The organism is Streptomyces pimonensis, assembly GCF_041380215.1.
Classification (GTDB): domain Bacteria; phylum Actinomycetota; class Actinomycetes; order Streptomycetales; family Streptomycetaceae; genus Streptomyces; species Streptomyces pimonensis.
Genome location: NZ_JAHWZY010000070.1, coordinates 1 through 12,386, shown reverse-complemented (window position 1 = coordinate 12,386; position 12,386 = coordinate 1). Strand labels below are relative to the sequence as shown.

Annotated in this window: 5 protein-coding genes; 3 read left to right on the top strand and 2 right to left on the bottom strand. The window is 66.6% G+C overall.

The genetic code is table 11. The annotated features are described in order from the left end of the window. The first annotated feature begins 888 nt into the window (after positions 1 to 888). The 3 genes from KYY02_RS32875 (at position 889) to KYY02_RS32865 (ending at position 11,493) form a co-directional block, all read left to right on the top strand. The gene (locus KYY02_RS32875; protein WP_371244579.1) at positions 889 to 4,386 is read left to right on the top strand and encodes a LamG-like jellyroll fold domain-containing protein; all 3,498 of its coding nucleotides are present in this window, start codon (positions 889 to 891) and stop codon (positions 4,384 to 4,386) included. 206 nt (positions 4,387 to 4,592) lie between these two features. After that, positions 4,593 to 11,111, top strand: coding sequence for an RHS repeat domain-containing protein (locus KYY02_RS32870; protein ID WP_371244577.1), 6,519 nt, complete (start codon positions 4,593 to 4,595; stop codon positions 11,109 to 11,111). Between the two features lie 34 nt (positions 11,112 to 11,145). Continuing rightward, the gene (locus tag KYY02_RS32865) at positions 11,146 to 11,493 is read left to right on the top strand and encodes a hypothetical protein (RefSeq protein ID WP_371244575.1); all 348 of its coding nucleotides are present in this window, start codon (positions 11,146 to 11,148) and stop codon (positions 11,491 to 11,493) included. 431 nt (positions 11,494 to 11,924) lie between these two features. On the opposite strand, the gene KYY02_RS32860 is transcribed toward KYY02_RS32865, so the two are convergent. Together KYY02_RS32860 and KYY02_RS32855 are read right to left on the bottom strand one after the other, a co-directional pair. Then, the gene (locus tag KYY02_RS32860; RefSeq protein WP_371244573.1) at positions 11,925 to 12,119 is read right to left on the bottom strand and encodes a hypothetical protein; all 195 of its coding nucleotides are present in this window, start codon (positions 12,117 to 12,119) and stop codon (positions 11,925 to 11,927) included. 94 nt (positions 12,120 to 12,213) lie between these two features. Beyond that, positions 12,214 to 12,351, bottom strand: coding sequence for a DUF4259 domain-containing protein (locus KYY02_RS32855; protein WP_371244581.1), 138 nt, complete (start codon positions 12,349 to 12,351; stop codon positions 12,214 to 12,216). Positions 12,352 to 12,386: the final 35 nt, after the last annotated feature.

The window sequence follows — 12,386 nt, the reverse complement described above, 5'->3', positions numbered from 1 at the left end:
GCCCACGAGCATGGCCGGTAGAGACGGCTGAGGGCCGGACGAGCGCAACAGGGTGACGCTGGGAATGTCACCACTCGCCGGATTGATGTCGCTCCGTGCACATCCTGATCAGCGGCCTTGATACGGCAGTAATGCGACAGACAAACGTCATGTTTCTGTGGCTTTGCCGTGCTCGGCACCGTTGTGCAAGGCGGGGCCAGTGTTGGTCCCGGCATCACACGACGGTGTCCGACGGCCTGATTCGGTCACGCTGTCCGTGATTTTCCGGGGCTAGTGTCCTCGGCGCCTGACGGGTGCTGCCGGGCTGTTGCGGTGGCACCCTCTGGACTTGTTGCCAGCGTCCGAAATTTGTTCAAGTCGCCTTGCCCTTCAGTAGATTGAAGGGATTCCTTGTAATGCGGGTGGGTGGTAGAAGGGGGTGCAAGGTCTCCTCGAATTCCCAGTGGACGCCTATCATTTGCCTGTGATTTCGCTCTACTTCACCTTATGGCTGGTCGCTCTATTGCTGTGATTCCCGCCCAGTGGCCAGCAAATGGGGTTTCTCTGACCGTGACTCATTCTCTTCACGAGATCCTTGTCGTGTGCGGGATCTTGGTGTTCTGTGTGGTGGCTTTGTGGATGGTCATGGGTTGTCGCTGGTCGTGGCGTGAGGGGTGGGGCTCGGTGCGTGTGCGTTTCCGAGGACGCGGTTTGTCGCGTGGCGGGTTGGCGGTGGTGACCGCCGGCGCGTTGCTGCTGGGTCCTCTGCCGGGGGTAGCGCAGGCGGCCAGCCGGTTCGTGGTGTCCACGGCTTCTGCCGGGCAGCCGGAAGCCGCAGAGGCGTTGGTGAAGGCCGCTGACACGGGTGAGCGGGTCGAGGTGGTGGGGGAGCGGTCGGAGGACACGACCGTGTATGCCAACCCCGACGGTGAGACGTTCACGTTGGAGCAGTCGGCCGTTCCGGTGCGGGTGGCGACGTCCGACGGAGGCTGGCAGGCGCCGGACGCGACGCTGGTGCGCCGGGTGGACGGGACGGTGGTTCCCCAAGCCGCCGCCGTGAGCATGGAGTTCTCCGGTGGCGGGGACACGGATCCGCTGGTGCGGATCGAGGAGGACGGCCAGTCTCTCGCCCTGGGCTGGCTCGGCGCGCTGCCGGAACCGGAGCTGGACGGGACGAGCGCAGTGTACCGCGATGTCCTGCGGGACGTGGATCTGAAGGTCACGGCCTCGACCGAGGGTTTCCGGCACGTCCTGGTCGTCAAGACGCCGGAGGCCGCCGCGCTGCCCGAGCTGGAGCGGATCGAGTACTCGCTGAACACGGCGCAGCTGAGCGTCGTGGAGAACAACAGTGGCGGCTACAACGCTGTCGATGCCGACGGCAACTGGGTGTTCCGCGCGCCGCGGGCGCAGATGTGGGACTCGGCGGGCTCCGGCGCCGCACCGTCGGTGGCGGAGTCGTCCCTGCGGGCGGCCGGCGCCTCCGTGGAGCCCGGTGAGGGAGCCGGTGACGGCGGGCCTGGTGCCGAGCCGATGGCCGGCGACACGGTGAAGCCGATGGACATCGCGGTGGACGCGGACTCTCTCACGGTCACGCCCGATCCGGGGCTGCTGGCGGACACCGAGGCACGGCACTTCCCGCTCTACATCGATCCCACCGTGACGTGGGGGGAGGCGGAGCGGACCCTGCTGCGGTCGGACGGCTATGAGTCGTACGGCTGGGGCAACGGCGACGACAACCGGGGCAAGGGCGTCGGCAAGTGCGGTACCTGGAGCGTCTACTACTGCGGGCCGGGCTACATGCAGCGTCTGTACTTCGAGTTCTCGCCGGCGAGTCTCAAGGGCAAGAGGATACTGGACGCCACGTTCCGGGTGACCGAGCCGTGGGCGTTCCAGTGTGATCCGAGATGGGTGCAGCTGTACCGGACCAACAACATCTCCTCGTCCACGACGTGGGCCTCACGTCCCACGCACCTGGATCTGGTGGGCGACCGTAATGTTTCGGCGGGCCGTGGCTCGTCGTGCGACCCGGATACTCCGGCGGCCCCGATCGAATTCAATGACGATCCGAAGGAGGCTTACGAGAATCTCACGCCGACGGTGAAGAGTTTCGCCGACGGCAAGTTCTCGCGCCTGACCTTGATGCTCAAGGCCAAGGACGAGACGGACACCGCGGCGTGGAAGCGGTTCCGCAACGACGCGGTCCTGGCCGTTGACTACGTGGGGCTGCCGGCGGTGCCGACCAGTCCGACGGTGGCGTCCTCGTGCGAGACGAACGCGTCGGATCCGGCGTGGATCTCCGATCCGACACCGAAGTTCGGCGCCAGGGTGCAGGCGGCTTCGGGCGGTGAGGGCGGGGCACGCCTGCGGGCCCGGTTCTACGTGCAGCGCAAGACGGCCGACGGGTGGACGGCGGTGGCGACCGAGCCGATCCGGCCGTCGAGCGGCTACGTGGGGGACAACGCCACGGTGACCGTGGATTCCCCGGTCACGCTGGCGCAGAACACCTCCTACCGCATGGCGGTGTTCACACGCTCCTACTACAACGACGGTGCCAGCGCCATCCAGAGCCACAGCACGGTGACGACGAAGGGCTGGTGCTACTTCACGATCGACTCGACCCGCCCGAAGGCACCGACGGTCACCGCCCCCGCCGGCGCGGTGTACGCGGTGTGTCCCGAGGACGGGGACGGCTGCGGTGAGGCGACGGGCGGCCCCGGCATCGCCGGCCGGTTCACCTTCACCAAGAACTCCGCCGACTCCAACATCGTCGCGTTCGAGTACAAGCTCGCCACCGACAGAGCCTGGACGAAGGCGGCGGCGACGGGCACACTCACCCGCTCGGTCAACCCCGCCCTCTCGGGCGTGCAGGTCCTGTACGTGCGGGCGGTGGACAACGTGGGCAGCGGCCAGTCGGGAGAGACCACCGCGGTCCGCTTCAACGTCGCCGAAGGCGAGGGCCCCTCGGGACTGTGGCACTTCGACGACTCCGCGCCCGGGTCGGCGGCGACGCTCGCGGCCGATACGGGGACGGCCCCCGGCAGCCGGCACCACCTCACCCTGCGAAACGGCGCGGGCTGGTCGACGTTCTCCCGCACCGGTGAGGGCGGACGGTCGCTGTGGCTGAACGACACGACGAACAGCGCACAGCAGACCGGCTATGCGGACTCTGCGGGTCCGGTGGTGAATACGCAGTCCTCGTTCACGGTGTCGGCCTGGGCCTATCCGACGGACGACACGGCGTTTCGAACGGTGCTGTCCCAGACCGGGAGCGACAACAAGGGGCTCTCGCTGTACTACTCGCCGGGCGTCGGCCGCTGGGTGTTCCTGATGCACTGGTACGAGAACGGCACACGCAAGCACATCGGCGCGAACGCGGACGCGACACCGGGCATCACCCTGAAGACCTGGACGCATCTGGCCGGTGTCTACGACGGTGAGGCCCACACCCTCAGCCTCTTCGTGAACGGGAAGCGCCAGGGTGATCCCGTGCCGGTACCGGAGGCAGGTCGGCCGGCCGTGGTGGACGGCAACTTCCAGGTCGGCCGCGCGGGCACCACCAGCGGCACGTACAACAACTACTGGAAGGGCCGTGTCGACGAGGTCGCCACGTACCAGACCGCTTTGCCGGACGCCGAGGTCGCCAAGGCGGCCAAGCTGCTGAACGCGGACGAGAGCGCACGGGCGGTGGAACTCGTGGCGGCCTGGCAACCGCAGGGCAGCACCGGCACGGCCGCCCTCACGGATACCGTCAGCGGCTACGGCCGTGCGCTGCAGATGAACGGCGGGGCCGCGGTCACCGACGACGCGATCGTGCTGGACGGCGTCAACGACTCGATCACCACACCAGGACCGGTCATCGACGACCGGGAATCCTTCACCACGACCGTCGAGGTCGAACTCGATCAACAGGCCCTGAACGCCAAGGCGAACGGCTACACGGCCCAGATCCTCGGACAGCGCACCACCGACGGGTCCGCCTGGGGGCTGTGGTACCAGCGCACCGGTGCCGAGGAGTACATCGACGAGGAGACCGGCGACCTGCTCACCCGCCCCGTCGGCTTCTGGCGCTTCGGCCGCCTCAACAGCGACGGCTCCTTCACCGCGGTCGACTCCGAGGAGGCGGCCTCCGGCGGTGCTGTACGCCTGACCGGGGTGTACGACGCCCAGGAAGGGACGATCCGGCTGTACCTCGCCTCCACGCAGAACGGACCGGACACCGCGTACACCGCAGTGATCGGCTCGGGCGAACTGGCCGGCGGCAAGGGCTTCGTCAACAGCACATGGGGCCACTACCTGCCGGGGAGAATCACCGACATCAGGATCTGGGTGGGTGCGGCAGAGGAGAACCAGGTCGGACCACTGGTCGGCGTCGCACAGGACGACGAGAACGACGACGTGTCCGGCTGACCCGGCGCGGTGGCCGATGCGGCGCACGCAAGCAGCACCGGCCACCAGTCACCCAAGCACCACTGTGCACGGCGCGGCACCCGTGTGGGGGCTGCTGATCATCCTTGGTTGCTTCATGACCCTGATGGGGGTTGTCGGTGTTCAAAAGACGGGTGCCGCGCCGGCGGCGTTGGCATGAGCGGGGCCGGCTGGGGCTGGTTCTGGCGGTGACCGTGGCGGTGACCGCGGGCGGGCTGACCCCTGCGGTTCAGGCGGCCGAGGCATCGCACGAGCTGAAGCCGTTGTGGGAGCGGAAGGTCAGCAGGACCGAGGCGGTGACCGGCCTCGGTGCCAAGGCGGAGAGGGACAGGGCCGCTGCCGCTCGGAAAAAGAACGAGGCCCAGGCCAAGACCGCGAAGAGCCAGCAGAAGGCAGTCTGGCCGCAGGGGGGTGAGGGCCGCCTGAACGTGGCTGCCGCCGGAAAGACCTCGGCCGCGCCCGTGGGCGGGCTGCCGGTCGCAGTCAGCGCTCCGAAGTCCGCGGAAGCGGCGAAGTCCGCGAAGGCGTCGGCTGCGGGAGAAGCGCAGGTGCGCGTCCTGGGCCACCGGGCTGCGGAGCGCCTGGGGATCAAGGGCGTCGTGCTGTCGGCGAAGGCTTCGCAGGCCGGCGTCGCGGACATCCGCGTGGGATACGGCGAGTTCGCCTCGGCGTACGGTGGCGGCTGGTCGGGCAGGCTGGGGCTGCTCCGGCTTCCGGACTGTGCCCTGACGACACCTGAGAAGGCGCAGTGCCGTACCACCGCGAAGGTGGCGTCGGCCAACGACGTCTCGGAGCAGTCCGTCACCGGCACCCTCGCCCTGTCGGCCTCCGCTCCCACGGTGCTGGCCCTGGCGGCCACCACGTCGGGTGAGTCGGCCTCCGGGTCGGGCACTTACGCGGCCACCCAGTTGTCGCCGTCGGCCACGTGGGAGGCGGGCGGGTCGTCGGGCGCGTTCACCTGGTCGTACCCGATGACAGCTCCCCCGGCCCCGGGCCCGGCCCCTTCACTGTCCCTCGGGTACGACTCGGGTTCGGTGGACGGCAAGACGGCGTCGACGAACAATCAGTCCACCCAGGTCGGTGAGGGCTTCGAACTGTCCGCGAACTCGTACATCGAGCGGACCTACGGGCCGTGTGACGAGGACGGGCAGACAGACAAGTCCGACCTGTGCTGGAAGATCGACAACGCCAGCCTGGTCCTGAACGGCAAGGCGTCCGAACTCGTCAAGGACGACACCACGGGCACATGGCGGCTGAAGAACGACGACGCCTCCACGGTGACCCTGTCGACCGGCGCCGACAACGGCGACAACAACGGCGAGCACTGGACGGTCACCACCGGGGACGGCACCCGTTACGTGTTCGGCCTCAACAAGCTGACCGGCGCCGACGGCCAGCGCACCAACTCCGTCTGGACCGCCCCGGTGTTCGGCGACGACTCCGGCGAACCCGGTTACAGCCAGGGCAGCGCGTTCGCAGACCGCGCGGTGACACAGGCGTGGCGGTGGAACCTCGACTACGTCGAGGACCTGCACGACAACGCGATGTCGTACTGGTACACCAAGGAGTCCAACTCCTACGCCAAGAACGGCGCGAGCACAGCCACCGCCTCCTACACCCGGGGTGGCTACCTCACCAAGATTCTCTACGGACAGCGCGCCGGTTCCCTGTTCACGGGGGTGACCGCGGGCAAGGTCGAGTTCTCGTATGCGGAGCGCTGCACCGCCTCCGACTGCTCGGAGCTGAAGGATTCCACGGCCCCGAACTGGCCGGACGTGCCCTTCGACTTCATCTGTGCGTCCGGCGAGGACTGTGACGCCATCAGCCCGTCGTTCTTCTCCCGGAAGCGGCTGACCCGGATCGACACGTTCGTGTGGTCGGCCGGCAGCAGCAGCTTCTCTCCGGTGGACACCTGGAATCTCACCCAGGAGTACCTGGACGGCGGCGACATCGGTGACACCACCGACCAGACCCTGACGCTCAAGAGCGTCAAGCACACCGGGAAGAACGGCACCGCGATCAGTCTGAACCCGGTGACCTTCGCCTACGACATGCGGCCCAACCGGGTCGACGGCGATCGCGACGACATCCTGCCCCTGACCAAGCCGCGCATCCGCAAAGTCATCTCGGAGACCGGTGCCATCACCGACGTGACCCTCTCCGGGCAGGAATGCGTCCGGGGCGGCAGCATGCCGACGGCCGAGGACGACAACAGCAAGTCCTGCTATCCGCAGTACTGGCACATCAACGGGGCCGAGGAAGCCTCGATCGACTGGTTCCACAAGTACCGGGTCACGGCTGTGGTCACCAGCGACCCCACCGGACACGGCGCGACCATGGAAAGCCAGTACGCCTACTCCGGCCCGGCCTGGCACTACAACGACTCGCCGTTCACCCCGGCCGACGAGCGCACCTGGTCCCTCTGGCGCGGCTACCGCACCGTCACCGTCACCCAGGGAACGGGCTCGAACCTGTCGAAGGTGACGTCGGTGTACCTGCAGGGCATGGACGGCGACCGCCTTTTGAACGCGGACGGCACCCTCGCCCCCGACACCCGCCGCACCGCCACCGTGCCCGGCATCGGCTTCGACGGCCTGGACGTGCCCGATCAGAAGGACAGCGAACCCTACTCCGGTTTCCTGCGCGAACAGATCACCTACAACGGCACCACTCCGGTCACGGTCACCGTCAACAATCCGTGGTCGAAGAAGACGGCCACGCAGCACAAGTCGTACGCCGACACCGAGGCGTACTACGTGCGCACCGGCAAGACAACCACGCACACCTACCTGACCGCTTCGCGGTCCTGGCGTTCGGTATCCAGCAGCACCACGTACGACGGCTACGGCATGGCCGTGAGGACCGACAACACCGGCGACACGGCCAAGCCGGGCGACGAGACCTGCACCCGCACCTGGTACGCCCGCAACGACAACCTCGGCATCAACTCCCTCACCTCCCGAGCCAGGACGGTGGGCCGGGCGTGCTCGGTCGGCGAGGCAGACCTCTCCCTGCCGTCCAATGTCGCTTCGGCCGGGGATGTCATCTCCGACATCGCGACCGTCTACGACAGTTCGACCGCCACGGCATGGACCGCGTCACAGACGCCGACCAGGGGCGAGGTGAGCTGGACCGGCCGTGCCTCGGCCTACCCGGCCGGGGTGTCCGGAGGCGAGCGCAGTCCGTCCGCCTGGCAGACCGTCGGCAAGGCCACCTTCGACACACTGGGCCGGATGCTGACCGCGACGGACGCGGGCAACAACACGACCAGGACCACGTACACGCCCACGGACACCGGCCCGGTCACCCGCATCCAGATCAAGAACCCCAAGCAGTACAGCACCTACACCTACCTCGATCCGGGACGCGGCCAGCCGACGAAGGTGTTCGACCCGAACAACCGGACCACGGAAACGACGTATGACGCGCTGGGCCGCACCACAGCGGTGTGGCTGCCCAACCGCATCCGCACAGGCGGGCAGAGCGCCAGCTACGTGTTCGACTACTCCGTCTCCAGCACCGCCCCCTCCTGGACCTCCACCGGGACTCTGAAGGCGGACGGCAAAACCTACTCCACCGGCTACACGATCTTCGACTCGCTGCTGCGCCCGCTGCAGACGCAGTCACCGGGTGCGACGAGCGGGAGAATCCTGACCGACACCCGCTACGACAGCCGCGGACTGGCCTACGAGGCTTACGCCGACATTTTCGACACGGCCGAGCCGTCGGGCACGTACACGCAGGCCGAGTACGGGGAAACACCGAGCCTGACCAAGACCGGGTACGACGCAGCCGGGCGCCCGGTGACGAGCGCGTTCCTGGTCGGCGGGGTGCAGAAGTGGCAGACCACGACCACCTATACCGGTGACTCCACCGCGACCACCGCAGTCGACGGCGGCTCGGCCGCCCGCGTCATCACCGACGCCCTCGGCCGCACCACCGAGACCCGCCAGTACGCCGGCACCTCGCCGGCGGACAGCGAGTACGGCGGTTCCGTCGGCGCGGACTACACCCGCACCCGCTTCACCTACACCCCCGACGGCAAACAGAAAACGATCACCGGCCCCGACAGCACGGTCTGGTCGTACACCTACGACCTCTACGGCCGTCAGATCGCGACGAGCGACCCGGACAAGGGCACCACGACCACCGGCTACACGACCCTCGACCAGGTGTCCTGGACCAAGGGATCCACCGGACAGGCGGTGATCTCCGCCTACGACGTGCTCGGCAGGATCACCGACACCTGGAAGGCCGCCACAGGCGCGGACCTGACCGATCCCACGGTGCTCGCCGCGCAGAAGACGGACGCCAACAAACTCACCCACCTCACCTACGACACCGTCACCTCCGGCAAGGGCCAGCCCGCCACCGCCACCCGCTACACGGGCGGAACCACCGGCAAGGCGTACACACAGAGCGTCACGGCCTACGACAGCCGCTACCACGTCACCGGCTCCAGCATCACCCTCCCGGCCGACGACCCGCTGGTGACCTCCGGCGCCCTCGCCTCCAACACGCTGAGCTTCACTGCCCACTACAAGATCGACGGCACCCTGGAGCAGACCACCGAGCCCGCGGCCGGCGGCCTGTCCTCCGAGACCATCAGCTACAACTACTCCGACCGCGGCCTGCCCACCACCCTCACCGGCGGCAGCAAGGGCATCGTCCTGGGCACCACCTACACCGACCTGGCCCAGGTCTCCACCCTCAAGCTCGGCGTCTCCGAAGCGACCGGCACCAACAAGATCGACATCACCAACGGCTACGAGGACGGCACCCACCGCCTCACCCAGACCCAGGTCCACGCCACCTCCCACGCCTACGACGCACTGAACCTGCACTACAGCTACGACGACGCCGGCAACGTCACCAAGATCTCCGACACCACCACCCTCGCCGGCACCGGCAAAGCCGACACCCAGTGCTTCGCCTACGACGGCTACCAGCGCCTCACCGAGGCATGGACACCCGCCGACGCCGACTGCGCACCCGACCACCGCACCACCACCAACCTCGGCGGCGCCGCCCCCTACTGGACCAGCTACACCTACAACACCGCAGGCCAGCGGGTCACCGAAACCACCCACGGCAGCAGCTCGACGACCACCACCTCCTGCTACAAGCAAGGCGCCACCCAGCCCCACACCCTGCTCGCCACCATCACCACCGGCACCTGCACCGGCGCCACCGCGACATACGACTACGACGCGGCCAGCAACACCACCAAACGCCCGGACGGCAGCACGACGCAGAAACTCGACTGGAACGACGAGGGCAAACTCTCCCGCCTGACCGAGGACCCGGGCGGCGCCGCACGCGCCACGGACTACATCTACGGCCCGGACGGCAGCCTCCTCATCCGGCGCAACACCGCGAGCGACGGAGAGACCGTCCTCTACCTCGGGGCCACAGAGGTCCATCTCAAGGCGGGCAAGAAGTGGGCCAACCGCTATTACACCTATGCCGGGTCCGTTATCGCCCTGCGCAGCAACGAGTCCGGCACGGAGAAGATCAGCTACCTGGCCGGTGACCGGCACGGCACCAGCACCACCGCCATCACCGCCGACACCCAGGCCCTGACCAAGCGCTACCTGAGCCCCTTCGGCGAAGACAGGGGCGCCCCCCTCCACGGCCCCTGGCCCGACGACAAGGGCTTCCTCGGCAAGAGCTCCGACACCGACACCGGCCTCACCCACATCGGCGCCCGTGAATACGACCCCGCCCTCGGCCAGTTCCTCAGCGTCGACCCGCTCCTGGAGCTCGACAAGCACCAGACCTTCAACGGCTACAGCTACGCCGCCCAGAACCCCGTGACCCACTCCGACCCCACCGGCATGGGCCTCGCATGCGGCGGAGCCGGCGGTGCATCGGAAGGCTGCCCGACACGCCCCGATGGCTCGAAGGGAAACGGGCGCCCCAATGAAGCCGTCGTTGGACCACCCACGGTCAAGCACCCTTGCAACAGCAACTGCGGCTTGGAAGGGGTGGTAGTAAATGGCCAGTCGATGGTTAATTACGATACCGGAGAGTCACTTTTCTGTGCTTATGGCCACTGCATAGGGAATTTTAATGAGGGCCCGGATCCAGTCACGGATGCAGTTGTCGGTCTCGCGCGAAACGCCGCGTATGCGGTCGACTACTTGGGGGCGCTCTGGGATAGCGACTGCCGTTCAGGTGGTGGTGTAGACAACCTCGGTTGTGACTACGGCGAATCTTACGACGAGTGGGCAGCCGAGCAAGGAGTCGACACTGCTGGTGACGCCTACTTGGTGCCGGGGGCACTGGCTGCGGTATTTGGGGCAGGCAAGGCAGGGGGCCTAAAGCCAAAGGGTAAGGGTCGAGGATACAGCACTTCCAAAGGTAAATTGGGTGAAGCGCGGGCCCGCCAAGAGTTGATCGATCGCGGCTATGTGATCATGGGTACGCATGTTCAGCTCGAGTCAAAGCATGGCGTCACCTCTTATGTTGATATCGTGGCGACTCGGAAGGGGGATGGCCTGGGCGCGCCCTCATACTTCGAGGTGAAGAATGGCCCAACGGCCAGTCTTACTCCGCAACAAAAGGCCGTGTACGGTCAACTATCCACGGAAGGTGGCGTTATCTTGCGGACAGACGCCATGAGTGCGTGGGGGCTCAAGAGTGGTGACCTACTGCCGCAAGCGGACGTCGGTATAATCCTTTACGGAGGTGCGAAGGCGTGGTAGCGAAATGGTCAGAGCTTTCTGAAGGGAAGATTTCATGAGCTACGACTTGGCGATCTGGGTTGGAGATGCGCCGTCATCTGATCGTGAAGCCGAGAAATGTCATAAGCGGCTATATGACGAGTACCTTGAGGATGGCGAATTCTCCCCAGTAGCGGCGGAGATCGTTGATCTAATCTCCGTTCTGACTGACCGCTGGCCAGATGTTGATGCGGGTGACGACACGCCCTGGGCTTCGACCCCGGTTCGCGCCGGTGCAAGTGGTCCGTATCTGTACATCGGGCTCGGATGGGAAAGTGCCGAGAGGGTGTCTCCTCTGATAGCGGAAGAGGCTCACCGTCTCGGGCTCAACTGCTTTGACCCTCAGATGAGGCGGCTCTGGTGAAACTGCCGCAGTAGCTGCAGTCTTGAATCTTTCGAATTAGCTGGACGGTGGCCACTCGTAACATGGTTATCGTCCAGCTGGCCGCTCAGGCAGTTTCCTGCATGGATAAGAGCTCGTAACACGATCATGCGCCCGGTCCAGTAGTCGTGTCGTGGTGGAGCGTGGGAGCGTGGCCTTGGATCGTAGGCGATGACCTGTGTGGGGAGGAGTGGCTGGATGAGCGTGGTGTGGTCGGCGACATCGCCAGAATCGGGACTGTTCTCTCCGGTTGAGAGACGTTCAGAGGTGAAGGGTCTGTCGGACCGCTTCAACGACCTGCGTTCTCTTGGCCAGAGGGACGTCGAGGTTCGGTTGCCGAACAGGGAGTTCCCGATGTGGCTTTGTTCGCGAGAACGGGTTCTGGCTCAAGTTCTGTGGTGGGTGACGCTCTGTCATTGTTCGACATCGAACAGCGAGATGGACGGCGGAGGCGGGGCAAGGACTATGCGGAGGCGGTTGAGGTTGGCTTGCCACTGCTTCCAGTCTGCCGGGTGGACCCAGTTCGAGGCCGGTCCGGCCTCGTCGCTGATGACGCGGGCGAGGGCCTCGTCCGCGAGCGTCCGAAGATCGTTGGAGAATGCGGGCATGGGTTTCTCAGGGCCGTAGGGTGTGTCGATTGAGGCGCCGCCATTGGGCCGCAATCAGTGCGGCGGCGGCCACCGCTTCTTCTCCTTCGGTGAGTCAGCCGATGGCGTCAACGGTGCGCGTGAGGACGCCACGGATCAGTGCCTCGCGCTCTTCGGGCCTGGCGTCGTCGAGAGCGTTGGCGAAGTCCGCGGCCGTGTCGTTGTCGAAGGGGCCAGTGTCCCAGGTGCCCATGGTGATCTCCTCGTGTAGCTGCGCCGGGATCCTCG